The 24,386-nt window shown below is 60.3% G+C and carries 14 protein-coding genes, 1 tRNA gene and 8 pseudogenes; 8 read left to right on the top strand and 15 right to left on the bottom strand.

Annotated elements, in window-relative coordinates:
* Positions 1–10: 10 nt before the first annotated feature.
* On the bottom strand, positions 11–2,203 hold the full coding sequence (locus tag DCG74_RS15180) for a tetratricopeptide repeat protein (RefSeq protein WP_172789254.1): 2,193 nt from the start codon (positions 2,201–2,203) through the stop codon (positions 11–13).
* A 709-nt stretch (positions 2,204–2,912) separates the two neighbouring features.
* Between DCG74_RS15180 and DCG74_RS15175 the strand changes: the two genes are divergently transcribed.
* Positions 2,913–4,436, top strand: a complete 1,524-nt coding sequence (locus tag DCG74_RS15175) for an AbiV family abortive infection protein (RefSeq protein ID WP_172789670.1) — start codon at positions 2,913–2,915, stop codon at positions 4,434–4,436.
* A gap of 93 nt (positions 4,437–4,529) precedes the next feature.
* Here the strand turns inward: DCG74_RS15175 and DCG74_RS15170 are convergent, their stop codons facing one another.
* Positions 4,530–4,931 (bottom strand): VOC family protein, encoded by a 402-nt coding sequence (locus tag DCG74_RS15170; protein WP_172789671.1) that lies wholly within the window; start codon positions 4,929–4,931, stop codon positions 4,530–4,532.
* Positions 4,932–5,593: 662 nt separating this feature from the next.
* On the opposite strand from DCG74_RS15170, the gene DCG74_RS15165 reads away from it, so the two are divergent.
* On the top strand, positions 5,594–6,067 hold the full coding sequence (locus tag DCG74_RS15165) for a hypothetical protein (protein WP_246709128.1): 474 nt from the start codon (positions 5,594–5,596) through the stop codon (positions 6,065–6,067).
* 1,470 nt (positions 6,068–7,537) lie between these two features.
* Positions 7,538–8,441, top strand: a pseudogene (locus tag DCG74_RS15160) (TauD/TfdA dioxygenase family protein).
* Positions 8,442–8,629: 188 nt separating this feature from the next.
* Here the strand turns inward: DCG74_RS15160 and DCG74_RS15155 are convergent.
* The 8 genes and pseudogenes from DCG74_RS15155 to DCG74_RS15120 all read right to left on the bottom strand — a co-directional run.
* On the bottom strand, positions 8,630–8,860 hold the full coding sequence (locus tag DCG74_RS15155) for a DUF2274 domain-containing protein (RefSeq protein ID WP_172789672.1): 231 nt from the start codon (positions 8,858–8,860) through the stop codon (positions 8,630–8,632).
* Between the two features lie 4 nt (positions 8,861–8,864).
* A pseudogene (locus DCG74_RS15150) lies at positions 8,865–10,075 on the bottom strand (TrbI/VirB10 family protein).
* Positions 10,072–11,099 (bottom strand): annotated as a pseudogene (gene trbG / locus DCG74_RS15145) (P-type conjugative transfer protein TrbG). The pseudogenes DCG74_RS15150 and trbG overlap by 4 nt, the downstream one beginning before the upstream one ends.
* A pseudogene (trbF, locus tag DCG74_RS15140) lies at positions 11,096–11,778 on the bottom strand (conjugal transfer protein TrbF). The pseudogenes trbG and trbF overlap by 4 nt, the downstream one beginning before the upstream one ends.
* Positions 11,779–11,870: 92 nt before the next feature.
* Positions 11,871–13,091, bottom strand: a complete 1,221-nt coding sequence (gene trbL / locus DCG74_RS15135; RefSeq protein ID WP_172789673.1) for a P-type conjugative transfer protein TrbL — start codon at positions 13,089–13,091, stop codon at positions 11,871–11,873.
* Positions 13,088–13,438, bottom strand: coding sequence for a putative entry exclusion protein TrbK-alt (trbK-alt, locus tag DCG74_RS15130; protein WP_306558283.1), 351 nt, complete (start codon positions 13,436–13,438; stop codon positions 13,088–13,090). The genes trbL and trbK-alt overlap by 4 nt, the downstream gene beginning before the upstream one ends.
* 20 nt (positions 13,439–13,458) lie before the next feature.
* Positions 13,459–14,190, bottom strand: a complete 732-nt coding sequence (trbJ, locus tag DCG74_RS15125) for a P-type conjugative transfer protein TrbJ (protein WP_172789675.1) — start codon at positions 14,188–14,190, stop codon at positions 13,459–13,461.
* Positions 14,187–15,580, bottom strand: a pseudogene (locus DCG74_RS15120) (conjugal transfer protein TrbE); the annotation flags it as partial. The gene trbJ and the pseudogene DCG74_RS15120, both read right to left, overlap by 4 nt.
* A gap of 55 nt (positions 15,581–15,635) precedes the next feature.
* On the opposite strand from DCG74_RS15120, the gene DCG74_RS15115 reads away from it, so the two are divergent.
* On the top strand, positions 15,636–15,788 hold the full coding sequence (locus tag DCG74_RS15115) for a hypothetical protein (protein WP_257187616.1): 153 nt from the start codon (positions 15,636–15,638) through the stop codon (positions 15,786–15,788).
* Positions 15,789–15,809: 21 nt separating this feature from the next.
* Here the strand turns inward: DCG74_RS15115 and DCG74_RS15110 are convergent.
* Positions 15,810–16,079 (bottom strand): annotated as a pseudogene (locus DCG74_RS15110) (transposase); the annotation flags it as partial.
* 394 nt (positions 16,080–16,473) lie between these two features.
* Between DCG74_RS15110 and DCG74_RS15105 the strand changes: the two are divergent.
* Positions 16,474–17,349 (top strand): annotated as a pseudogene (locus tag DCG74_RS15105) (IS3 family transposase); the annotation flags it as partial.
* 44 nt (positions 17,350–17,393) lie between these two features.
* Here DCG74_RS15105 and DCG74_RS15100 read toward each other — a convergent pair.
* The 3 genes and pseudogenes from DCG74_RS15100 to DCG74_RS15090 all read right to left on the bottom strand — a co-directional run.
* A pseudogene (locus DCG74_RS15100) lies at positions 17,394–18,257 on the bottom strand (IS481 family transposase); the annotation flags it as partial.
* A 162-nt stretch (positions 18,258–18,419) separates the two neighbouring features.
* Positions 18,420–18,824, bottom strand: a complete 405-nt coding sequence (locus DCG74_RS15095) for a hypothetical protein (protein ID WP_172787373.1) — start codon at positions 18,822–18,824, stop codon at positions 18,420–18,422.
* Between the two features lie 12 nt (positions 18,825–18,836).
* Positions 18,837–19,037, bottom strand: a complete 201-nt coding sequence (locus tag DCG74_RS15090) for a hypothetical protein (protein WP_172787372.1) — start codon at positions 19,035–19,037, stop codon at positions 18,837–18,839.
* Positions 19,038–19,686: 649 nt separating this feature from the next.
* Between DCG74_RS15090 and DCG74_RS15085 the strand changes: the two genes are divergently transcribed.
* Positions 19,687–21,006, top strand: coding sequence for a hypothetical protein (locus DCG74_RS15085; RefSeq protein WP_172787371.1), 1,320 nt, complete (start codon positions 19,687–19,689; stop codon positions 21,004–21,006).
* Positions 21,007–21,299: 293 nt separating this feature from the next.
* Here DCG74_RS15085 and DCG74_RS15080 read toward each other — a convergent pair.
* Positions 21,300–21,374, bottom strand: a tRNA-Gln gene (locus tag DCG74_RS15080).
* A gap of 249 nt (positions 21,375–21,623) precedes the next feature.
* On the opposite strand from DCG74_RS15080, the gene DCG74_RS15075 reads away from it, so the two are divergent.
* Both DCG74_RS15075 and DCG74_RS15070 read left to right on the top strand, forming a co-directional pair.
* Entirely contained in the window at positions 21,624–23,402 is a 1,779-nt protein-coding gene (locus DCG74_RS15075; protein ID WP_172787370.1) for an acyl-CoA dehydrogenase, read from the top strand.
* 225 nt (positions 23,403–23,627) lie between these two features.
* Positions 23,628–24,386, top strand: a complete 759-nt coding sequence (locus DCG74_RS15070; RefSeq protein ID WP_172787369.1) for an enoyl-CoA hydratase-related protein — start codon at positions 23,628–23,630, stop codon at positions 24,384–24,386.

The following is a 24,386-nucleotide window of genomic DNA, read 5'->3' as shown; positions in this document are numbered from 1 at the left end:
GCCTTGCGTCTCATTTCCCGGCAACGAAGTAAAAATCCTGCCGGCCCGACACCGATCCGTAGCTGAACGGCTTTTGTGCACGATTGGTCGCCTCCATGACGTCGTCACGCACGACGTCGAACAACCGGCGCACCTCGAGACCGGGCTTGCGCATATTGTCGACGAACGCCGTGGCGAACGGGCTGTTCCTGCCCACTCCGTCGAGCGCCATCTCTCCGTCCTTGGCAGCATACACCACCAGCGTGCCCGCCTCGGGCTCGATCGCCGCAAGGCCGCGCGACACCGAACGCGACGCCAGCGTCATGGTGCGCTTCATCTGGTTGGCGAAGGGATTGTCGCGGCAGGCATCGAGGACGATGAGGCGCAGCCGCTTGGCGCGTTCCGCCGCGTTCAACACCTGGTCCAGCGCCACGGCTTCGAAGCTGACGTCGCGGTCGGAGGCGATCTTCGCGTCGATCGGGATCAGATAGTTGACGCCGCCGACCTCCATGCCGTGACCGGCGTAATATACCATCGCCCAGTCGGCGATTTCCGCCTGCCTTGCAAAGTCGCGCAGCGCCGCGGTCAACGCATCCTTGCGCAGATCGGTCAGCAGCGTGACGGAATCGAATCCGGTGAGCTTGAGCGTTTCGGCGACGAGCGCCGCATCGCGCGCCGGATTGGCGAGCGCTGCGACATTCTCATAAGCGGAGTTTCCGACCACGAGCGCGATGCGCCTGTCATTTCTGCTTGATGGTCCCGGCAGCGCGATGACCGACGTGGTGGTGGCGGGAACGGTCTTGATGGACGTATCGTCCAGCGCGGCGAGGCGTTCGCGTGCCTTGTCCATCGACCATTTCGCGCTGTCGTACTTCTGCGGGGCAGCCAGAGCTGCGTTGAAGTCGGCGCGGGCCCTTGCGACCTCGCCCAGCTTCTCGAACACCATTCCGCGGTTTACCAGCGCGCTCTGATGTTGCGGATCATTGCGCAGCGACTCGTTGAAATCGGCGAGGGCTTGATCGTACCTGCCCTGAAGGAGATAGATGTCGCCGCGGTTGTTGTAGGCCAGCGTCGTTCTCGGCAAAAGCCGGATCGCCTCGCTGAAATCGGCCACGGCACGCTCGGACTGGCCGGTGTGCTGATAGGACAGTCCGCGATTGTTGAACGCATAACCGTAGGTCGGGTCAATGCGAATGACCTCGGAGTATTCGGCGATCGCCCGGGTGTGGTCGCCCTTGCCGGCATAGAGCCGCCCTCGATTGAAGTAGGCGAACTTGAACCTCGGATTGATGCGGATCGCTGCATTGTAATCCGAAAGCGCGCGCTCGGAATCACCTGCAGCGGCATAGGCCATGCCGCGGTCGTTCAAGGCGTTCAGATTGTTTGCATCGAGCCGGATCGAGGCGGTCAGGTCGGCGATGGCCCGATCCACCTCGTTCCGGCGAAGCAGGGCGGCGCCGCGATGCTGCCAGGCAAGCGCGTATTTCGGATCGATGCGGATGGCCTCGCTGAAATCGGAGATTGCGCGATCGTAATCGCCCTTGTCGCCATATTCGGCACCGCGATTGTCGAACGCCAAGGCGTCGCGCCCGCCGCTCTTTGCGATCAGCCGCGAACACGCGGCGATGCGGTCTTCATCGCCGCGCTGCGCGCAGATTGTCCGGTCGTCTGCGGCCGCAACATCAGCGGCTGCCAGAAAAGTGAAAAAAAAGAAACTGAAAACCAGTGCAATCCGATTCCGCATGGTCGCCACCCTGCTTCCGAACCGGCAGTATAGACAGGGGAAGGCGGCCACGCCTGTGATGGTGATCACAGAACCGGTCGCTTGCTTCCCGAGTGCGGCCGCCACCACGCGCTTTTCATCGCAGACACGCCTTCGCAGCCTCGCGGCTGATTTCGCCCGAGCTTTGCCAGATGTTTCGTCCCTCTGAAAGCCAAGAGGGCACAGGGAAGGCCGGGTGCCGACATCGCACCCGCGGTCTGCTGCGCAAAATGCACACGCAGAAAACCGCACAGCAGCATACAGGTGGTGCCGATCACTCGGCCTTCCCTGCGCGATGGTCGGACGGCTTATGCCGCGCTCTCCCGGGAGCCGAGTTCCCTCTGGCCTCCCTCGCGCCTTGCGGAATTCACCGGCACCCGCGCCGGTTGACGCGACTGCCGCATCCGCAAGAGCTTGACCGTAGCAACGACGGCCAGGACCACACGGTTTTGCCGTACGCACGGCCCGCCATTTCGCCGCAGTATTCCCCGCTCCGTCGACGAAGCCGGAAACTTACAGACGAGACGAACCTAGCAGCGCCGTTCGTCCGCGCGCGGCCGCGGGCTCACCGGGGACTACCCTCCCTGCCCGCTACCATCGCGCCCGACGCTGCCGCGTCCACCGCAAGCCCGGCTCGCGATCAAGACGACGACGCGATCGCCCCTCAGGATGAGCCGGGATGGGCGGGGGTATACGGGATTTCAGAATTTCGGTAAAGAGGAATATTTTTGCGGGGCGGGGTTGACGGGTGGCGGGTGTTTTGCCCGACGGATGGTTTAAGGGGCGCTGGCAGAACAGGCTAAATTGCTAAGGGGAAGAGCATCATCAAGCAGGCTAGAGCCGTATCGTCACAAGGCGCGATGCTTTCCCAACAACATGCTTTATCGGAACATGCCCCAGCTTCCCGTCGGGTTGCACAACTGACTTCAGAAGCGACAGACCATACGGAAAGCGGTTTAAAATGCGCCCCTAGTATTTGTTTGCGCCTTGGTGGCGGATTACGTTGGACCGCTGGATAGACCCTGCGACGCTACACAAGCTATCAGCATTTGCCTTTATGCGTCGTGCGGGGAAAAGGTACTTGATCGGCACGTGCTCAGATCGACGACCCAGCTAAGGATTGGGCTTGCCTCTCATTAGAGGCTGCTCCGAATGAGAAGGGCTGCCGCGAATGACGAAATTTTCACGCGATGAACCTTTGTTGAAAGCAATGGATGCTTGCGTTGGCCACGCCAGCGACCTTCTCGACTCCGCACGTGTAGTGATGCTGGCCGGGCATCCCAATATTGCCTATCACCTTGCCGCCTTGGCCCTCGAAGAAATTGGGCGTCGAGCTTTGTTGGGAGTTCAAGCCGTGTCGAAGATGGCAACTGTTCCACCTGCGTGGCCTAAAAAACACGAGCAGGATCACGTCAAAAAGCTATTCTGGTGCTTCTTTGGTGGCGGCTTTTTCTCCGGAGAGATAACGGCGAAACGCCTCGATGAAATGTCTGGCGTTGCTCAACGCATACACGACACCCGGCTTCTGGGACTACACGTCGATAGCGATGGAGAAAGTCTAGTCCTTCCCAGCCGAGCGGTTGCAGAAGAGGAGGCAGAGCGACTCATTTCGCTTGCCGAAGCAGGCATCGAACTGGCTAAAGCTGAGAAGCCACGAGAGGAGATCCCGCAAGAGGAAATTGATCTTCAAGCATGGTTCCTGGCCGCGACCGATGATCCCGAGAAGCGCAACCAGATATTCTCCAAAGCTTCCATGAAAAAGCTGGCAGAATTGAAGGACTCGAGCACATGGGCCCGATGGCTCAAAGATCAGTTTGACAAGGCCCTGGAAGACGGCCGGCTTGCGGCTGAGAGAGAATTAGAGCGCAGCAGAAATGCTCCGGAAGAAAAAACCAAGGACAAGTGGCGCCTCCGCGTGCGGATCACTTGCGCATCGCATTCCATAAGGCCGAAAGTCCTGTCTAATTTCAACAAAAAGTCCAGCTGGATAAAACTTTCAGCTGTTAGCGGCAAGAAAGATCAGATCTTCATCGACTTCATTCTCGGCGATAATGTGCCGGTGCAGGCGCTGTGGTATTTTGGATGGGGGGTCGCCCGGAGCTTCGTAGTCGCCCTGAACATTGGCACCATGGGGTTTTGGTGGTGGCGAATGCCGGAGCAAATCGACCGATACTACGAAACGATCCGCGATCTTGAAAACCATCAAGACTTAAGACTCCAAAGGCAACCCAGCCTCAAAATAGATTGGGGCGAGAACCGCGCGTTGGCCGATGACGATCTCGCTCGTTCCGCCCTAGCTTTCGCAGCACTTACTAAAATAAGGCAGTCTGGCTCGCAAAATTCCCTAGACTTTTACATAGGAGGCCTGACGTTTCTCTCTTTGAACGACGTGCATTGGCAATGCGAAGTTGAGTCATTCGGGAATTTTTTCCGAAGTCTGCGCGCGATGATGGCCGAGCACAACGACTGGCAACCGGGCACCCCATTTGAGCCAGCAATTTTGAAGTTTCTGGACAGCCTCTTTCCGCAAATGGATGAGAGAGACCGCTATGCTGAACTCTGCCGTGCCTTCGATCGCGATCAGCTTACCGGGCTCGTCGTGACACTGAAGGAAGTATCGTTCATCAAGCTGTTTTGTGACGCATACTTCCTATCAAAGCACAACCCTTCAGTTGTACTCCAAGAAGCTCCTTAGCTCGTACGATGGGTAGAGCGAAGCGAAACCCATCAAGGCTCTAGCCGCGGATGAGGTATGACGGGTTTCGCAAGCCTTTACCCGTTCTACGACCTACGTCCGTCCGATCAGCTGAGCGATCTCCCAGACATGACCTGAAGGATCGGCGAAGGATGCGGTTCGCCGTCCCCATGGACGATCGATCGGGCCATTGAGCAGATCGACACCAATCCCCCGAAGGGCGAAGCACACCGCATCGACATCCGTGACCCTGATCGTCAACATCGCGCGGGGCCCCGCGGCGGACGGCCCAACCGGCAACGGCGTAACAAGCGCAGGCGCTTGAGAGGCGTCGAGAAGATTGATCAAGAGGCCGCCGAATTTCAGCACCGACGAGACGTCATCCTCCCAGATGGTCTCGGCTGCAAAGACCTTGGCGTAGAACGCCTTCGAAGCGGCAATGTCATCAACGAACAGCGTGATGACTTCAACTTCGCTTGGCAGACCTTCGACCATGTCGCCACACTCCCCCCGTAACGGCGCGTGCTTGCAGACGGCACAAGCGGCGCGCCGTCCAAATAGACCCGGCGCCATGCAATCAGGCTGAGGTCTACCGAACTATCAAATGGGAGCTTGGGGAGATGATTGGTAGCGGGGGAGCGCTACCGCCTACCCCCACACCGACCAAACCTACGATATCTTATCCAACCGCCCGCGTAAGACTTTTGCGGAGAGCTCCCACCGCGGGCGTCGACGCCTCAACTGCGTCGTCACTCCGGCTCAGACCGGATGATCCGCGAATGATGGCTGAATGGGCCTGCCGCCGAATACCCGATGTCGTGGTGTCGCCTTCACACGACGCGGACGAAGTTCCGCCAACGGTGCGAGGACACCCCCAAGCCGGCTGTGCGAGGATCTCCGCCTGCACGTTGCGTGGCATTCATAAATGACGACGACGCTTTGAAAGGCCTGTAATGTACGCCAAAACGATCGAGCGGGCCCGTTTTCCCGCGACTAAGGCGCGCCCTCGTGCGCGAAACGTCTCAAAAAATGAGCCATTGACCTCGCCTGGATGCCAAGACGATCGAGCAGAAATACCGCAGATGAAGGACCTTCTACGCTGATTATCATCATGGCCACCGTGCTAACGTAGCCCTGCTACTTGCTTGGGGCCAACATTGTCATCGCAGGAACTTTCTCCCCAGTCGACTGCTGCAGCCGATCGGGATCTAATCTTCCTAGTGATCGAGCGTCATCGCGAGCTGTTGGCACATTACGATGCGGCCCTGTCCGTATCGGCGAAGCTCGATTCGGGACCCGAGTTTGATGCCGCCGACGAAATCAGCTGTCAAAGGAACCATGCTCTCGCGGAGCAAGGGAACGTGCTCATCCGTTCAACACCAACCACGATCGCAGGCGTGATTGCTCTGACGCGTTACGTCGGCAGCCTACAAGAATGGGACCTTCCGACGATGATGCGTGGTATCGGACTTTCTTGGAAGGGCTGGCAGACGCGATCGATGGAATCGCCATGGCGCAGCGGCTTGGGCAAGATGGCGATTAAAATGGCGCTCGCTTTCATCTTCCGCGGCATACTTTTCTGGGTGGCAATCGCTGCGCTTCTCTATTTCGTGTGGAAGTTGCCTTTCTGAAGTCTGACGATTGGGGACTCACCCGAGCCAGTATCGAGGCAATGAGGAGGGGCCGCTCTTGAACCACGGTACTCGCCGGATCCCTGGAAGATGGATGCGATTTCAGTTTCGTGGCCTTGCCCGAAGCTGATCCGTCTTAGAATCGTCGACTACGAGGCCTTTGCCAGCGCTGCGCGGCAGGCGCGCCTGCTCCACTGCTGCAGAAGGGGCATCGCTTGAGAAAGATCAAGAGAACTGCGCCCAAGTGAGACAGCAATGTGCCAAGGGGGCCCCGTGCCCATAGCCTAACGAATAGCTGCACGGTGGATGCTTCCGGGCATTATGGAACAAACGACCGCAGGAGCCGCTGTGGACCAGCCCTACCGCCGATGCCACGACGTTCCGCACCATGGCGGCGGCTCGGTCTATTGTCCAGTAGACAAAAACGCCGGGCAAGCCGCCGGCGAAGTGAACTTAGCAACCCGCAATCGCGCATTGCCCAATCGGACCGCTCTGGCGATCTTTACTGGCGCAGAGGCTTGCGAGACGCCATCCTGGTCTCCCAGCAAGCCACAAGCCGAACATATGGTGCGGACATGGAATTTACATTGCGGTCCACGCCCATGGGCCGATTGAATTCTTCGAGGATCTCAATCGCCCGCTTCAGATCGTGACGCGTGACCAATCCCCATGAGACGTGACGTGCGACGCCGTGGGCGGTCAGCGATGCTCCCGCGGATATTATCGCGATCACCATGATCGGAGGCAAGCGCAAGATGAGCCACCGCCCGTGCCTGATCGCATTGGTTTCTCCACCGGTCTAGCGGCGAGCAAACTGACACAGGACCAAGAAAAACACAGCTTTTATCCTACTTCAGGACCGAGACGATAATGTGCATAACTGCCGCCAAGAGCGCCGCTCGAAAGAGAGCGATCTTACATCTGCAACTCTCCCGGGGCTCCAGCGGCATTACGGGAGATTACCTCGGGTCGTCAATTAACTCGCGAATTCGCCAATGGAACAGTCAGCTTGAGCTTACTAAAGTATGTGGAGAGTTGTCGGTACTCCGACAGAGCCCAAATCCCGTGTCAGGTCGAGTACAGCGGGTAGTAACCGAACTCTCGAAAAGCCCATTCGGCGTTATGGCTTGCCCACCGCCGCCTGGTATGGCCATTGCCTAAAACGATCTATCAAGAAACAGAGCCACAAAGCAGCAAATGGTCACGCTTTCCACCCGCATTTCATCCTTGAGGAACGGTCAGCTGATTCACATCGCGGACATACCCGCTATGACCATCGGAGACATGTAGACCAGCAAATACTCTCGAACAGGTTGATATGGCACGATGACGGTCGATGACTCGCGGCAAATACCACGATTCGTTCAGTGCCTATTATCGAGGACATGTTGGTCTTTCTGGCACAATGCTTGCTGAAGATCATTCGCTCCAAGAGGGTGCGGGAGACCTGCCAGGGCCTGGAAAAGCGAGATCAGCGCAATGACTTTGATCGGTGGCGTCATTCCGAGCGCGGATATTGTGAAACGTGCAGCGCGCATCGGTGCCGAAGTAAAAATATCAAGCTATCAGGCGATCTGCCGGATCACGCGATAGCTGTGATCAACAGCTTATTGCTAGAGCACAAGGTGATCTTCTTCCGCAATCAAGGACATCTCAATGACGCCGAGCAGGAGCGCTTTTCCGCTCGTCTGGGAAAGCTAGTGCCACATCCGATACTCGGCGCTACCAAGGGGGCGTCGCTCCTCGAACTGGACTCCACTCGCGTGGCGGTCGCGCCGACGTTTGGCATGCGGATGGGACCTTTGCGGACGCCTATCCCAAGATCTTGGTCCTGCGGGCCGTGGTAATGCCACCGTTCGGAGGCGACACCGTGTGGTCTAACACAGCTGCCGCTTATCTTGGTTTGCCGTCGCCCCTACAGCGGCTCGCCGAGGGCCTATGGGCCGTTCACAGCAACGTTTTCGATTACGCTGGGATCGCGCGTCTCCGCGAGGTCGACAAGAAGCACTTTGACGAGGTGTTCACCAAAGCGGTTTTTGAGACGGAGCATCCCGTCGTACGCGTCCACGCCGAAACAGGCGAGCGGACGCTAGTGCTCGGCGCCGTGGTGAAGCAGTTTGTTGATATCCCCAAATACGACGGACAAAAGCTGTTCGACCTATTTCAGTCTCACATCACCGCGCCCGAAAACACTGTGCGCTGGAACTGGTTAGAGGGAGATATTGCGATTTGGGATAACCGCGCAACGCAGCATTACGCGGTCAACGATTACGGGGACCAGCATCGCGTCGTACGTCGGGCCACGATCGAGGGTGAGGTGCCTGTCAGCGTCGATGGCCGGAGCAGTGTAACGCGCCTGAAGGTGACCGAATGACTGCACGACGACGCGCAGCGCCCTCGCGTCTGAAATCGAGAAAACCTGGCAATCGGACTTCTTTAAGGCAAACGCGAAAACACACTTTCCAACGCGATATCTCAGCTCTTAACGCCAACGCGGCAGCGGCTAGCTTGATGCACGCAAACTATTTAGCGTCGACCGACGGCTTCAAGGAAACTTGAGCATCACTGTCCTTCGCCAGCGGCTTCACGTTTCAGCTTAGAAAATCCTCGATCAGTGGCCATAAAGCGCGCCAACATAGGGGCGATGAGTTTAGTCGGATCGACCACTTGACTACCCTGACGCCTAAGGGCTTCTGCATATGCAATGAGATCACGATGCACCGCCGCAGGCAGCTCCGCACTTACTTTGACCGGCTTGTCGTCTGGAAGCTCTCCTATTTTTAGTTTTGGCATTTTGTTACCCTCTATAGGGTGTAAGTATGAGGTCATGATTGACATGAACACGAACCGGGACGCCAGGTCGCACGGCTATAGTGGGCTGGACGCTGAGACTGCGGCGAACCACCTGCTGCCGGTCTGGTTTAGTGAGTCCGACGCGCCGTGTCGCAATGCCTGGATGATTGCACTGTCGTTGCTATTGGTGTCCGAGCCGGCGTCCAATTTGGTCCCGATCGCCAGAAACGTCGATAGTGCCGCAGCCTTGAACAACTCGCCCCAATGATTGTCGACCTGATCTTCGAGACCTGCGTATCCGGCAGTGTCAGCGCCAGGCTGCCGCTCAAGAACGATCGACCGTCCATTCGGCATGATCAGCCGTGTCCAGACGAGCAGGACGCGGGACTGGCCGAAAGTGACCTGGCTATCGTATGCCCCGATCAGGCGCGCGCCCTGCGGTACTAACAAGAACCGACCGGTGGGCGTATCGTATACGTTTTCCGTCACCTGCGCGGTGATTTGGCCTGGAATATCTGATCTAATCCCTGTGATCAGCGCTCCCGGAATCACCGTCCCGGTCTGCATGATATATGGTGCGGCGGGCCTGGCGACGCGGTCAGGGCTGACCGTACGACGGTCCACGGAGGCGTTCACGAAGGCAAGCTTTCGATCCTGACCGCTTTGTGCAGATGCGTCATCCCCGGTCACCGTTGGATTCGATGGCACGACGCGATCGCTTCCAACAAGCGGCGCGGTGGGCGGACGTACTTCACGTCCGTTCGTCGAAGCGAATAGATGACTGATGCGGGCTGCCTCGGTCTCTTGATCCCGGCGCTGCTGGTCCGGATCAGCGCCAATCGCCGGCGACTGGCCTTGAGCGGCAAGGATCGGTCGACCGAGGTCTCCGGGGAGCGGCGGGCCAAGCTGCGGGATTGGCTGGCGCGGAACGCCAGCATAATCCTTCGGCAGGGACGTAATACCCTCGGCAACATTGTGGTGGTCTGTGCTATAGAGCTCCTCCGCCGCCTGATTACGGGAGCGATTATGCTGCAGCGACCACAGCACAGCCCCACCGATGACAAGCAGGGCGACAGCGCTCCCGCCGGCCAAGAGCTTCCGCGACAACCGCGTCACGCGCGGATGCTCTGCTCTCAATCGGAAGCTTTCTGACCGCTCCACTTGTGTCTCCGGTGGAACTGTTTTCTCGTGATCGTTTCCATTGCGGGTGTTCATGACGACGGCCTCCCGTCGGTCCTGACGATCCTGACCTTTTGCTGGTGCTCACCGCCGAGCCGGAGTTCGGCGGCTGCAAAGAGCCGATCGACGATCAATATGTTGCCGTAAGCGCGATAGTTGACGAGTTCAGTCTTGCCGTCTGGACCGATGACGAAGAGCGGAGGCATCTCGCCCTGCACGATGCCTTGCGGGAATTCGACATAGACCTTGCGGCCATCGTCATAGGCGCGGCCGCCAGGGAGGACTGTCCCCTTCGATGGCATAGCGGAAGATACGCTGCGCCGGATCCGGAAGAACGGGTTTCAGAGCAACTGAACGCGACTGCTCTCGCACTGCTTCCGGATAGTACCAGGCAAGAGATGGCATGTATGGCCACTCGCGGGAGCGGAGCTCGATCAGGTAGGTGCGCCGGTCAGTATTGACCACCAGGTTGGTTTCGATCGAAGCTCGGGTCGGCTTGACCAGGATATGGACGCGCCGTGTGTCGCCGCTCCCGCTCTCGGTATCGCCTACCACCCAGCGTACGGTATCTCCGGCCGCGATCGGCCCTGATCCCGTCAACTGTTCTCCCTCCTCTAGCGCGATATCCGTGATCTGCCCCGGTGCGGCGTAAATCTGATAGAGCGCGCCGGGACTGTAGGCGTAGATTTGCGCCGCGTTGAAATACCCCCGTTTGCGCGGTTCAACACGGGCCGCGCTGTTTGCCATCTCCACCCGGCTCACCGGCTCTACGTCTTCCATCCCTCCTGACTTACCGCCGAAAGCTGGCTTCCAGAGGGGTGGAACGTGAAGCGGTCTCGGTTTGTCGTCGAGAGCCACCGGTGGTGCCGGCAGCGGAGACTTCAGCGTCATAGCTGATCTCCGGCGGAATGTAGGTCGTGCATCCACCAAGCATCGACGAACAAAGCAGGAGAGCGTGCAAACTTGCTCGCTTCGCGAACAGGAACTTGGGCCGAGTCGAATTGAGCCCGCTTGGCGCACCTGGATGCTTCGAATGGACGTCAGACGGCGTCTTGGTCACTGACTCAACTCCTTTGACCAGTTGATGGCGCGGACGTAGACGCCAAGGGGATTCTTGCGCAGGCGTTCGGCATCGCGCGGCGACTCGATTGCGATCGTGAGAATTGCTGTCCAGCGTTCGGTCGAACTCAGCGAACCGTTGTCGTAACTGCGTTCAGTCCATGCGACCCGAAAGCTCTCCGAAGACGCGCGAATGACGCTCGAGACGTCTACGGAGATTTGAGCCTTGCCCAGCTTGGCAAAGGGGTCATTGTTGCGTGCGTAATCGTTGAGCGCAGCCGCGCCACGATCCGTCGTAAAATCATAGGCCCGGAGCCAATTCTGGCGCAGAACGATACCGTCGGCCGACAAGCCTCTGACGTCCTCGATGAAGCGTGCCAGATGGTAGGCGATCTGAGCGTCAGTAGGTTGATAGTCGATGTTGGCCGGCGAACCTTTTGGGCTTGGCCGAGATGATCGACTTCTACTACCCAAGGCGTGATCGATCCCTGGCTCGATTGCCAGACAAGGCTGCCAGCGAGACCGGCTGAAAGCATCAGGCAGCCGAACGCCATTAGGCGCCAGTTCTTGGCCTGCACGCGGGCAGATCCAATGCGTTCGTCCCAAACCTGCGCTGCCTTTTGGTAAGGCGTAATCGGCTCGGGCATGCGCCCGTAGTGAACTGATGGTCGTTTGAACATCGCTGGTTGCCCCTGATATCGAGTGATTGGTTTCAAGTCTTGCGATAGAAGGTTTGAGGCGCTGCTGTGCGGCGGAGGTGCAGTGGTGCGTCTCAGCGTTCTCCTTCCGACAAATCGACGGAGGAGCCGCTGCCACCATGATCGCCGGAGCGGACGGCGTGGCCAGCGGCGGAGGCACCATGTCGAATGGTCTGAGCACGCTTCATGCGGCGAGCCCAATCAGGCTGCCCTTCGGCCGGAGCGCTCGCGCTCCGGTCGCCCGCTTGGCTACCTCCGAAGGCAGCGGCTGCTCGACGCAATGGACTCGTCGCAGCCGAAGCGCCAGCCTCCGCGACGCCGGCAAGGCCGCCGCTTCGATAGGCGGCTGTTGCTCCGGTTATGACAGCGCCGCCACCTCGCGCGGCGCCTGCAACCGCACCGCCAGCGAGACCGGCACCGCCAGCGACAAGTCCCGCGCCAGCCGCAACAATGCCGCTAGCAGCAAGGCCTGTTCCAATCGCGGCGCCGGCGCCGAGTTGAGGTCCGCCCGACACCAGGCCATTTGCGATACCCGGACCGAAGATGCCAAGGCCCAGCAAGGAGAGTGCCGCAAGCACCAGAGTCATTGCGTCTTCGATGGTTGGCTGATTGCCACCAAAGCCAGCGGTGAACTGCGAGAACAGGGTCGATCCAATGCCGACGATGACGGCCAGGACCTTGATCCCTGAAGATATGACGTTACCCAAAACCCGTTCTGCGGCAAAGGCGGTCTTGCCGAACAGCCCAAATGGAATGAGCACGAAGCCGGCCAGCGTCGTGAGCTTGAACTCGATCAGGGTGACGAAGAGCTGGATTGCCAGAATGAAGAAGGCGAGCAGGACCACGACCCAGGCGAACAGGAGAACGACGATCTGGACGAAATTCTCGAAGAAACTGATGTAGCCCATCAGGTTGGAGATCGAATCGAGCAGCGGCCGGCCGGCGTCGAGTCCAACTTGAGCGATCTTTCCAGGTCTCAGGAAATCGGATGCTGACAGGCTTGCACCCGATGCTTTCAGCCCAAGACCCGCAAAGCTTTCGAAGACGATGCGCGCCAGGCTGTTCCAATTGCTGATCAGGTAGGCAAAGACGCCGACAAAGAGCGTCTTCTTGACGAGGCGTGCGATGATGTCTTCGTCCGGCCCCCAGCTCCAGAACAACGCGGCAAGCGTGATGTCGATCGCGGCAAGCGTAGTTGCGAGATATCCGACGTCGCCGCCCAGCAGCCCAAAGCCATTATCGATGTAGCGCGTGAATGTCTCAAGGAACTGGTCGATGATGCCTGTACTGGTCATGGCTTGCTCGATTCAGGTAGCGCCACCGACGGATATCCCTGCGGCATCCGACTCTGGTCTTTTGGCGCGGGTGTTAGGCCAGCGGCCGGGTCGGATCCCAAAGGCGGAGCAGCGCTGTCTTTCCGGCCGAAGAAACGGCGCCGGTTCTCAGCCCAAACCTTTTGGCAATGCTGATAGCCTCCGACATCGTCTGACGTGACGGTGCGGCAGCGGGCGAGATCGGAAACCTCAACATCCGTGGTCTGCTCTGCCTTTGGCGGCGCAGACGCATCTTCTCCACTACGAAGTTGGATCGTGCAGGCAGTCACGACCAACACCCCGATTGTCGTAAGTAGCGACAACGCCATAAATGTCCGGATGTCAGTCATCAGTGGAACATCTGCACGTTGGATAATTGATAGCCCTGCCCTGGGTTGAGAAACCGCCGGAGCTGTTCGCGGCCCTGGTCCTGGGCCGCCGCGCGTTGCGCTGCTTCAAGGCTCTGTGTCCTGCCCTGTGCCGTCACGCCAGCCGTCAGGTCCGCCAGCTGCTGCGCATTCAGTGCGAGAAGCTGATTGCCGGCCTGTGTTGCCTGCAGGGCGCCGCTAGCGCTCTGACTCGACGTCACAAGTGCAGACGTCTGGATTTGATGGGTATCGAGGTTGCCAACGATGCCATCCTGGACACGAAGGGCGTCCTGCGTTGCGGCATATGAATTCTGCCAGCGCGATTGAGCATTGGCGGTCAGCAACTGATCCGACTGGCTGCTGGCGGCTGGCGCGTAGCTCGTCGAGAAGGCATGATCGATCTGCTGGACGTCATAGGCAATACGCTGCGCCTGGGCCAGCAATTGCTGAGTACGCTGGATCGAGGATTGCAGTTGCTGCAGCGACGAATACGGCAGGTTCGCCAGGTTCTTCGCCTGGTTGATCAGCATCTGCGCCTCGTTCTGCAACGAGGTGATCTGATTGTTGATCTGCTGGAGTTCCCGCGCAGCCGTCAAGACATTCTGGACGTAGTTGTTGGGATCAAAGACGATCCACTGGGCTCGCGCGGGCACTGTGATGCCCAGGATCAGCGCGACCGTGCCAGCGGCCGTCAACAGGCCAAGACGCCTCATAGTGATTTCTCCGGATTGACGAGATTGGGGAGCAGGTCGAGGGTCCAGACCAAACCGCGGGTACGAAACCGTCAGGTCCATGTTCCGCCAGGAGCTGCGTGATGGCAGCCTGGTCGTTCTTGGCAGAGGCCGCAGTGAATGCGAGCGCAATCTCACCAAGGCCCAGTTCGAACATCCGGTTGCCGCGACGGGACTGGCAGTAGTAGTCGCGCTTGGGCGTTGCCCGGCTCAGGAGCTCAATCTGCCGGTCGTTGAGACCGAAGCGTCTGTAGATGGCTGTGATCTGGGGTTCGATCGCCCTCTCGTTCGGCAGCAACAGCCGCGTTGGACAGCTTTCGATGATCGCAGGCGCGATTGCACAGCCATCGATGTCCGAGAGCGACTGGGTCGCGAAGATGACGGAAGCGTTTTTCTTCCGAAGGGTCTTCAGCCACTCCCGGAGCTGTCCGGAAAAATCATCGTCGTCGAGGGCAAGCCACCCCTCATCGACACGCCGGCCGTCCAGATGGCAGGCCTCGCCAAGGCGCTCAAATTCGGCATCGAGCAGGCGCCCGGAAGGACCGCCGAGGCAATATGGTTGCAAGGCGCGTTTCAGAGAGTTCGATTGGAGCAGGACTGACAGGCCCGTCAGGGTACGCTCCACCCTCGGCACCGAAGCGAGAGATGTTAGCGCCGACCACAGATGAGCCTTGACCTCGGGGGTGATCTCGACCTTTTCCCGGGCGAGGATCGCGCCGATCCATTCGGTCGCCCATCCGCGCTCGGCGGGATCGTCAATCCACGCCAACGGCTGGAAGGCGACTGGCTTTTCGTCCCCATCAGACAGTCCACCGCCGAGATCGTGCCAATCGCCGCCCATGGCAATTGCGGCCGCCCGGATCGAACCGCCGAAATCGAACGCAAAGACCTGCGAGTTCTGGTAACGACGGAACTGTAGCGCCATCAGAGCTAGCAGGACCGACTTGCCGGCACCTGTTGGCCCTACCACCAGCGTGTGGCCGACGTCGCCGACGTGGAGGGAGAATCGAAATGGGGTCGATCCCTCGGTCTTCCCAAACAGGAGCGGCGGACCCTTGAAGTGTAGATCCCTCACCTCGCCGGCCCAGACGGCCGACATCGGAATCACGTGGGCGAGGTTGAGGGTCGACACCGGTGGCTGCCGCACGTTGGCGTACACATGGCCCGGCAAGCCACCGAGCCAGGCTTCGACGGCATTCACCGTCTCGATCATGCAGGTGAAATCGCGACCCTGAATAACCTTCTCGACCAGGCGGAGCTTTTCGTCGGCCGCATTGGGATCCAGGTCCCAGACAGTGATGGTCGCTGTGACAAAGGCTTGTCCGATCTGGTCGGACCCCAGTTCCTGCAACGCCGCGTCGGCATTCGGCGCGGTAGCTCCCGGTGAGCGCCTTCGCAATCGTCTCGGCACTGGAGTGGCAACTGTAGTGGCGCAAGCACGCCAACGCCTCGGGATCGCGCTCGCCGGCAAGGATCGCGCGTATGATACGCAGGCCGGTCGCGCCGGTGATGTCGGCGACGACGTGGTGGAGCTGAAGATTCATCGCCGTCAAGGCCTTCTGCATATGCTGGATGTGTGAGGCCGCGTACTCCAGCAGACGCTCGCGCTGACGCACGTAGGCTCGCAGTTCGGCAATCTGCCCTTTGGGCTGAAAGCTGGCCCGCAGCAACCCGAATGAATGGAGCCGCTGCAGCCATTGCGCATCGCTGACATCGGTCTTACGCCCCGGCACGTGCTTGGCATCGCGCGCATTGACAAGAAAGACGGTAAATCCCCGGGCATCGAGAAGCTCGAAAATCGGAATCCAGTAGACGCTGGTCGATTCCATGACGACGGTCTCGACGCCGCATTCCGTAAACCAGTCTACCAGCCGATGCAGATCGGCCGTGAAGGTACCGAAACTGTGGACTGGCTCCGGTGCGCGATCTGCCCTGACGGCGCCATATGCATGGTGGCGCCAACGTCGATGGCAGCCGCGTTCGGGTGCACCATCGGCATCTTACCGCCGTCCTTCGACTTCGATCTTTTGGGATTCATCTGTAGCTCCTTCTGACTCCGGCGGAAGGGCTGGGCTGCGCAATTCATTCAAATTCCTAAACGGGATCGCCGCAATGGCGTCACCACTCTCAAGTGCGCAACAGCCCATGGACCAGGTTTTTTGACGGGCTCACGTGCCACCAAAATCGTATCGGCCGCTCCCTTCCGGCCGCAGTCTAGCGGTTAGCCGTTTCTATCCCACAGGGGGCGCGCAGCGCCGCGCTCAGTTTTTTAGAAGGCGCCCTCAGCAAAGCGGGCCTGCTGAGCGCAAAGCGATGATCGAGCGTGAGCACAATCTGCCGATCACCAGGCAGGCGGAAGTTTTGAAGATCAGCCGTGGCAGTGTCTATTATCTACCACGTCCCGTGCCGCCCGCCGACCTCGCAATCATGCAACGGCTCGACCGGCTGCATCTGGAGTTTCCTTTCGCCGGTTCGCGAATGTTGCGAGACCTGCTGGCTGCCGAGGGCAGCAAGATCGGCCGCCGGCATGTCAAAACGCTGATGCGGCGGATGGGGATAGAGGCGCTCTACCGCCGGCCGCGCACCACCAAGCCCGAGCCTGGACATAAGATCTATCCATATCTGCTGCGCGGCATGGAGATCACGCGTCCGAACCAGGTCTGGGCGATGGACATCACCTACATCCCGATGGCGCGGGGCTTCGTGTACCTGGCTGTTGTCCTCGACTGGGCGACCCGTCGGGTGCTGTCGTGGCGCGTCTCGATCACGATGGAAGCCGCATTCTGCGTCGAGACGCTGGAGGATGCTCTCGCTCGCTACGGCAAGCCGGACATCTTCAACACCGACCAGGGCTCGCAGTTCACCGGCGCGGCGTTCACTGGCGTGCTCGCCAGTCACGGCATCGCCATCAGCATGGAGGGCCGGGGCGCCTGGCGCGACAACGTGTTCGTCGAGCGGCTGTGGCGCAGCGTCAAATATGAGGAGGTCTATCTGCGGGCCTACGACACCGTGTCCGACGCCCGCGCCTCGATCGGCCGATACCTCGACTTTTACAATGGCCGGCGTCCTCACTCGAGCCTTGACGGCGGCACCCCGGATCAAGCTTACTTCAACCCCCTGCCGTTCCGCGCGGCAGCTTAATTTTGGCGGAAGCTCCACTAATCGACGCGGAATTGCTGTTCAGACAACCGGGACCACCTCAGAGCATAGTTGTAGGCGTTGATGAAGTCGGCAAGGTGAGCTTCGAGCTGATCGTGTCGATCGTAGTAATAGCGTTGGACGGTCGCTTCCTTGATCGTGCGGTTCATTCGTTCGACCTGGCCATTGGTCCAGGGATGCTTGATCTTAGTCAGCCGATGCTCGATCCCGTTCTCCCGGCAGCGCATGTCGAACATATGCGTGGCGTATCTTGCTGTCGGGCCGTCCGCATAGCGCGGTGGGAAGGTGAACTGGATCCCATTGTCGGTGAGAACCGTGTGGATCTTGTAGGGGACGGCCGCAATAAGGGCTTCGAGGAAGGCCGCGGCCGAGGTCCTTCCGGTCTTCCTGGCCAGTTGCACGAACACGAACTTGCTGGTGCGATCGATTGCGACGTAGAGGTAGAGCTTGCCTTTGGCGGTCCGGAGCTCGGCGATGTCGATGTGGAAGTAGCCGATCGGATAAGCCTTGAACTTCTTCTTCGAGGGCTTGCCACCCCCGACTTCCGGCAATCGGCTGACGCCGTGACGCTGGAGGCAGCGATGCAGGGATGACCGCGTCAGATGCGGGATGGTCGGCTGCAGCGCATAGAGGCAATCGTCGAGTGGCAGCAGCGTATGCTGCCGGAAAGCAACGATGATCGCCTCCTCCTCGATGGAAAGGACAGTCGACTTGGCTTCCTTGGGGCCAGTCGAACGATCGGTGACAGTCTCGCGCTGCTTCCACTTCGCGACAGCCTTCTGGTTGATCCCGTAGCGCTTGGCGAGACCTCTCAGGCTCTCTTGACTATTTTGTATTGCTCGACGGACTGCCTCCGTCGTGGTGGCGCAGCCGTGTAAAATCTGTCCCATAGCGCTTCCTTCGAATCGTGCGACAAGGATGCACCATCAAAGCCTGGGACTAAACACCATCGCAATCTTCGGCGGCTTGGAGCTGCTGCTCTGCCTCATCGCTTCTATGAACTACGCCTGAATCCGGCATCCTCCTTCGAAGGAGGCCCTGCGTCCGCAGGATTAGGAAGCGTTCGCCCGCGCCCGTTCTCGACCTTCACGACGCCGCTCGCGACGTTCGCGTCGTCGCCTAGCGCGCTCCGGCGGCTGCGGACGCGGTGGTATCGGCGCATCCCTGTTCTCGGCTGGCACGGTCTCTGTTGGTGGCTCGACGGCGGTGCGCGCCTCCATGAGCTCTAGCACTGTCCGTCCCTTGACGGTGATCTTCCAGCCGCCGTTTTCGCGCTCGACGAGACGTTGCGAAAAGATGTCGAGGTCCGGTACACGCGCAGCCAGCCGCTTTGTGCGATCGGCCCAGTCCCGGCCGCTGGTCGCCAGGATCGCCATGTCGCGCTTGAGATCGGCCATCGCGGCAAATCCATCCGGATAGCTCACCAGGATCTTAAGCACCGTGACCTGGAAATTCACCCCCGCCTCCGGTCATCGCCACATCGTCGGCGCCTGCGAGAGAGCGTGGCGCCCGATCTGCTTGAGGCGATCCGGAGAGATGTCCCCTTTGGTCGCGGCTTCCAGGATTTTGGAGGCCACATGGGTACGGGCACCCGTCACGCTCCGGGAAACGCTTTCGCAAACCTCATCTAGGACGGCGCGCAATAGCGCGGTGGTCGCGGGATCGAACATGAGAAGCCCCATAAAAAAAATTACCATACCGCAATAGAGGCGGCGTCAAATTTAAGCGTGTTAAAAATCGCTGGAACTCTACACCCCTGCTTGGATTGGCAATATCGGCGCAAGTGGCGGCGACTGCCTCCGCGCGCCGGACTCCGGTCCACTGCCCTTGCTACCAATTTCTCTGAGCTCCGTGTCGGGCCACCTCCCGCCTCACTCTTTGCTACGCCGGCAGGCCACTTCCTGCTCCGGGCCTTCCCACGGCGCGCTCTAGCATCGGGGGTAAGTAGGTCCGAGGTGTCCTTTTCAGGCGCTGCACTACCCTCCTGTTCGATCCGGTTGCCGTCGCAGTTTCAAATCCTGCTGGCAATCATCATGATGGGCAGCACCAGCAAAGAACCAGTTTCAGCAGCTCACGCCATTATCCGATGACACGTCCTGCCATAATTCCAGCGGGTTCTTGGCCACGCCGCATGTCTGCTGGAATCGCAGCAGGGTACTGCGGAGAATTGACTGTCGAAGCCTTTCTCAAACGAGTCGGTAAGGAGTATCCTCATCCACGTGTGAAAGAAGGGAGGCGTCAGCTGTGGTTGAGAGACGATCTGGACCGAGCTATCGCGCCGGACATGGTGCCGGGCGACCTCGCCGAGGATTTGTGACGTTGGAGCGGCCGCTTCCACGCTTTGTAGAGGTGCGTCGGCTTGCCCGCGGTTCGGTCGCATTCTATTTCCGGATTCCAACTTATTACCGCAAGCTCGGCTGCGAGATGACGAATGAACCCCTTGGGACGAGCTACGAAGTCGCATGCGGCGAAGAGGGAAAAGGCGGACGCGCTGCCACACTCAATGCCCTCTTCGATGAATGGAACAACCACCGCAGAGGCCAGCCCGGAGAGCAGGGAAAGATCGCGCGCTATGGCACGATCGATTGGCTGTTCCGCCAATATAAGACGGAGAAGGCGTATACCGAGAAGGTCTCACCTCGGTCCCGCCCCGATTACGAACGGATCATGCAATTGATCTGCGACACCGTCGATAAGAACGGACGGCGGATTGGCGAACGCCAGATCATGGAGGTTACGCCACGAGCCGCCGATAAGATCTACGACAAAATCATCAACGGGCCGAACCGCGTCAGGCTGAGGCAGGGAGAAAAGGTAGTCGGGCTCTGCCGTAAGGTATGGCGGATCATGCGTCGGCTGCACCCAGAGTTGTTTGATAAGAAGCACCCGAACCCCTGGGACGATTTCACCCTCAAGAGCCGCACCAAGACCAAGAAGCACGCGGTCACTCGAGAAGAGGTCTATAAATTTGCATGGGGCTGCATCAAAGAAGGGCGGGCTGAACCCGCGGCCGTCGCGGTGATCTGCTTTGAATGGCTACAACGACCCGAGAACGTGGTGGCCGGGTTTTTGACTTGGCCCGACTACCGCAGCAAAAACTGGCCACACGCTGTGCGAATCGAGCACCACAAGAACAAGGCGCTGGTCTGGCATCCGCTCGAAGAGACTCTCGACGGAGAGACCATCAAGTTTTACGCCGAAGCGGAGGACGTTTTGAGCCATCTGCCCAAGCTCGGCGTCCCGATGATCATGCGTCGGATCCAAAAGGGTGAGCGCAAGGGCGACGCCAAAGTGTGGTCCTACCCTGGCATGGAAAAAGTGGTGCAGCAGATGCGCAAGAAGATCGACGGCGTGTCAAAGCTGTTCACGCTTGATGCCTGTCGACACGGCGGCATGACCGAACTCGAGGAAGCCGAACTGACGGACGGCCAGGGTCGTGCGCTATCGGGCCACAAGACCGCACAGGCCTATCGCGGCTATGCCAAGGAAACGATGATGCGAGCGTTGGCTGCGACCCGTAAGCGGCATGCACATCTCCTGGCGCAGAAGGAGCTCGATCAGCAGAATGCTGATGGAGCAACATCACTTCGAGACGAAACGCAGACCTCCGCAATTTCCAAGACTAGCGTCCGATCTTAAGGATAGACTACGCTTCGTTGCACGCTGCAAAAGGCGGCGGGTTCTGCAATTGTTGATCCCGCACGCGACGTCAGCGGCTGCGGTGGGAAGCTTGCAGCGCGCAGATAGCGTTCATCCACTCAATTCGTAATTTGATAAGTTGAGCGACGTTCAGCGCGCCACGACTTTCATGCGCTCTCGACCAAAAACGAAACCAGCACAGAATTTCCAAATGCGAGGCAAACGGAATTTCCAAATGCGCGGGATATTCCGCCCTGAAGGCCGTTTTCGTAATAAAATCAGCGTGTTGGCTCTGGCTGGGGCGGGAGGGATCGAACCTCCGAATGGCGGAATCAAAATCCGCTGCCTTACCGCTTGGCTACGCCCCAACAGACGACGAACGGAACGGGTCGAACCGGCACCCGCAGATTCCCGTCGGTCGCTGCCGGTCTATAGGGAGCGGCGGGGCATTTCAACCGCCTGGAGGGGCAAAAAGGGCCAGGCGGCTGGCGGCCAACACTCTATTCTGGGCCCGAATGGCCTCCCCGTTCCGGCCAGACGATCCTGCGTCCCGGCAGTTGAGACCGCCCCCGTTTCATGGGAATACGGCGCCAACAATTGTTCTCGGGGAGTGAGCCATGACCTACCGCGCGCCGATTTCTGACATGCTGCTGTCGCTCAACCATGGCGCGGGCCTCAAGGCCGCCTTGGAGGCCGGCCATTACGGCGATTTCGACGCCGACATTGCCGCGGCCGTGCTGGAGGAAGCCGGCAAGTTCGCAGCCGACGTGCTGGCGCCGCTCAACAAGGTCGGCGACGAGCACGGCATCAAGCTCGAAGGCGGCAAGGTCACGACCGCGCCGGGCTGGCCTGACGCCTACAAGCGCTGGACCGAGGGCGGCTGGAACGCGGTGTCCGGCCCCGAAGATTTCGGCGGCCAGGGCCTGCCGCTCGCGATCAACGCCGCCTGCTCCGAGATCTGGAGCGCTGCCAACGTCGCCTTCGGCCTCTGCCCGCTGCTGACGGCGTCGGCGATCGAGGCGCTGGAGGCCCATGGCAGCGACGAGCTGAAGACAATCTATCTCGAAAAGCTCGTCTCCGGCGAATGGACCGGCACGATGCAGCTGACCGAGCCGCAGGCCGGCTCCGACGTCGGCGCGCTGCGCACCCGCGCCGAAAAGCAGGCGGACGGCACCTATCGCATCAAGGGGACGAAGATCTTCATCACCTATGGCGAGCACGACATGACCGACAACATCGTGCATTTCGTGCTGGCGCGTCTGCCCGATGCGCCCGCCGGCACCAAGGGGATTTCTCTCTTTCTTGTTCCCAAGTTCATGGTCAACGCCGACGGCTCGCTGGGGCAGCGCAACGACATCTATGCCAGCGGCGTGGAGCACAAGCTCGGCATGCATGCCTCGCCGACCTGCACCATGACCATGGGCGACCATGGCGGCGCGATCGGCTTTCTGATCGGCGAAGAGAACCAGGGCATGCGCTGCATGTTCACGATGATGAACCAGGCCCGCCTCGGCGTCGGCCTGGAGGGCGTCGGCGTCGCCGACCGCGCCTACCAGCAGGCCCTATCGTACGCGCAGGAGCGCCGCCAAGGCCGCGCGGTCGGCAAGACAGGCGACGGCTCGGATGCGATCTTCGTGCATCCCGACGTCAAGCGCATGCTGATGCGGATGCGGGCGCAGACCGCGGCCGCGCGCACCATCTGCTATGCGACCGCCGTCGCGATCGACGTCTCGATCCGCGCCAAGGATCCGAAGGTGCGCACTGAAGCAGCCGCGCGCGCGGCGCTGCTGACGCCGATGGCCAAGGCCTATTCCACCGATATCGGCAACGAGGTCGCCTATCTCGGCGTGCAGGTGCATGGCGGCATGGGCTTCATCGAGGAGACCGGCGCGGCCCAGCATTACCGCGATGCCCGCATCACCGCGATCTACGAGGGCACCAACGGCATCCAGGCGATCGATCTCGTCACGCGCAAGTTAGCTGCCAATGGCGGCGCTTCGGTGTGGGCGCTGCTCGACGAGCTCTCGGCAACCGTCAAGAAGGTGGAGGCCTCCAACGATCCCGCCTTCGGCACCACGGCCGCCAAGCTGCGCGAGGCGCTCGACGCGCTGGCGCGCACCAGCAAATGGCTGTTGGAGCGCGTTGCCTCCGCGCCGAACGACGCGCTTGCGGGCGCGACGCCGTATCTGCAGCAATTCGGCGCGACGCTCGGCGGCTGCCTGCTCGCCTCCGAGGCGCTCGCCGCCAAGGCCGAAGGCCTCGGCGATGCGCCACGCTACGTCGCGCTGGCGCGCTTCTTCGCCGAGAACATCACGGTGCAGGCGGGCGCGCTCGAGCGCACCGTGACCGAGAGCGCGGAATCGGTCGCGGCGGCGGATGCGGCGTTGCTGGGGTAAGAAGACCTGTAGCGCGGATGGAGCGGCAGCGTAATCCGGGGCGGGTGTCTCTCGTGGCGGGCGACCACCGGCTTTTTCTAAGCGTTTTGTCGCAATTGTTGCGATGCGCTACGGTGCCATGTGGGAATACGCCGAAAGATTGAGCCGGCGCATTGGCACGCCTGCGGGATGATGTAGGCTATTGCCTGGCGAGACTCGCGAAGCGGCGAGCGCAAGGGGGCTCTCATGGCGAATGGCAATATCGTCGTCACCGAAGAGCGCGGAACGCGCGTGATCACCCTGCGCCGCCCGGGCAAGAAGAACGCGATCACCCAGGACATGTACCGGGAGATGAGCCACGCCATCGACACCGCCCAGAACAATCCGGACATCCGCTGCATGATCATCACCGGCGGCTCGGGCGTCTTCACCGCCGGGGACGACATCGACGATTTTCTCCACGCCGACGCCTCGCGCCCCGAGATGCTGTCGAACGGCGTCAAATTCCTCTACTCGCTCGCCCTCAATGCCAAGCCGATCATCGCCGCCGTCGACGGCGCCTCGATCGGGATGGGCACCGTGATGCTGTTCCACTGCGATTATGTACTGGCCTCGAACGCTGCGACCTTCTCCGCGCCCTACATCCATCTCGGGCTGGTGCCGGTCGGCGCGGCCAGCCTGTTGATGCCGAACACGATGGGCTACCAGCGCGCCTTCGCGATGCTGGTGATGGGGCGGAGCTTCACCGCCGCGGAGGCCCATGCCGCAGGCTTCGTCAACACCGTGGTCTCGCCGGGACATACCGAGGTCGAGGCGCGCAAGGTGGCGCGCGAGATCTGCCGGCTGCCGGCCGAGGCGGTTGCGATCTCGCGCAAGCTGCTGCGCGCGCCGCCCGAAGAGCTGACCCGCCGCATCGACCAGGAAGGCCATCTGTTCGGCGACCGGCTCAGGTCGGAGGAGGCGATCGCTGCGTTCAATGCGTTCGCGAACAGGAAGAAGCGGTGA

It is taken from the genome of Bradyrhizobium sp. WBAH42 (assembly GCF_024585265.1).
GTDB lineage: Bacteria > Pseudomonadota > Alphaproteobacteria > Rhizobiales > Xanthobacteraceae > Bradyrhizobium.
This window is presented reverse-complemented; position numbering and strand designations above follow the sequence as displayed.

Coding starts and splice junctions, on each gene's coding strand:
- DCG74_RS15175 (WP_172789670.1), top strand. CDS start 2,913: ATGACGAAATTTTCACGCGATGAACCTTTGTTGAAAGCAATGGATGCT.
- DCG74_RS15170 (WP_172789671.1), bottom strand. CDS start 4,931: ATGGTCGAAGGTCTGCCAAGCGAAGTTGAAGTCATCACGCTGTTCGTT.
- DCG74_RS15155 (WP_172789672.1), bottom strand. CDS start 8,860: ATGCCAAAACTAAAAATAGGAGAGCTTCCAGACGACAAGCCGGTCAAA.
- trbL (WP_172789673.1), bottom strand. CDS start 13,091: ATGACCAGTACAGGCATCATCGACCAGTTCCTTGAGACATTCACGCGC.
- trbK-alt (WP_306558283.1), bottom strand. CDS start 13,438: ATGGCGTTGTCGCTACTTACGACAATCGGGGTGTTGGTCGTGACTGCC.
- trbJ (WP_172789675.1), bottom strand. CDS start 14,190: ATGAGGCGTCTTGGCCTGTTGACGGCCGCTGGCACGGTCGCGCTGATC.
- DCG74_RS15090 (WP_172787372.1), bottom strand. CDS start 19,037: ATGTTCGATCCCGCGACCACCGCGCTATTGCGCGCCGTCCTAGATGAG.
- DCG74_RS15075 (WP_172787370.1), top strand. CDS start 21,624: ATGACCTACCGCGCGCCGATTTCTGACATGCTGCTGTCGCTCAACCAT.
- DCG74_RS15070 (WP_172787369.1), top strand. CDS start 23,628: ATGGCGAATGGCAATATCGTCGTCACCGAAGAGCGCGGAACGCGCGTG.